The 1,201-nt window shown below is 41.8% G+C and carries 2 pseudogenes; both read left to right on the forward strand.

Annotated features, from left to right (window positions below):
• Positions 1-614: pseudogene (locus tag AB5935_RS27065) on the forward strand (TonB-dependent receptor); the annotation flags it as partial.
• Between the two features lie 20 nt (positions 615-634).
• A pseudogene (locus AB5935_RS27070) lies at positions 635-1,201 on the forward strand (RagB/SusD family nutrient uptake outer membrane protein); the annotation flags it as partial.

Consider the following 1,201-nt stretch of genomic DNA (forward strand, 5'->3'; position numbering starts at 1 on the left):
TTTACAACTCGGCACAGTCCACTATTGCCAATGGTGCACACAACACATTGATTCCGGGAGACTTGTACTACATCGATTATAATGGAGACGGTATGATTGATGCTAAGGATATGGTTCCGATGAAAAACCTGAACTATCCGACCACTACCCTCGGATTTACATTGGGAGGTTCTTACAAAGGAATCGGATTCAATATGTTGTGGTACAGTGCTATGGATGTTTATAAAGAAGCAATACCATCTTACTTATGGGATTTCCCGGAAGGTAATATCAAGGCTCAACCGAATACATTGAATACATGGACAGCCGATGCTCCGATTCAAAGCGGTCCGGTTCGCCCCAGTATTCATGTTCAGAGAAGTTATAATTCGGTAGCCAGTACATACACATATACCAACCATGCTTATCTTCGTTTGAAGAACCTGGAAGTGAATTATCAGATTCCGAAACGTTGGTTGCAGCCTTTACGTCTGACAAAATTGCAAGTATATGTCAACGGCAGCAATTTGCTGACGTTCTCGAAAGGTGATTCCCGCCGTGACCCCGAACATTCGGGACAGAATGTTTATCCGATGGTGAGACGTTATAACATTGGTTTTAGATTAGGATTATGAGACACTTTAAATTTACTGATATGAGAAGACATAAGTTGAATTGGATATGGATCATTCTGTTGGGTCTGTTTGTAGGAAGCTGTGAGGACTATCTGGACCGCTCTCCCGATGACGGACTTTCCGAAGATGATGTTTATAAAGATTATAGCAGTTTGTTAGGGTTCATGGACCGTATCTTTCAAAATGGTGATATACTAATCTTTACACATGGTATCAACTCTTATTCGAATACATACGTAACGGTAGGCAATTTGAAGTAAAAGTGATGGAGCGAATTTCAAAAGTGCTATTTCTCGTGCTTATACCGGACTTCGTATCGTGAACCGTGTAATTAGTGGAGTAGATCAAGTGAAATCCATCACAGACGACCAAAGGAGAAAACTGTTGGGACAGGCTCATTTCCTGCGTGCCTACTTCTATTTTGAGATTATCAAACGATATGGCGGAATGCCCATCTTTGACCAGCTTTGGGGAGCATCGGACGACTTTGACTTTCCCCGTAAAACTTATCAGGAATCCAATGCTTGGATGCAGACTGACTTGGATAAAGCCATTGAATATTTACCTATAAGCTGGCCTGACGAGGA

Origin of the sequence: Phocaeicola sp. RTP21198st1_B8_RTP21198_201120, assembly GCF_040929485.1 — a bacterium.
Classification (GTDB): Bacteria; Bacteroidota; Bacteroidia; order Bacteroidales; family Bacteroidaceae; genus Phocaeicola; species Phocaeicola dorei.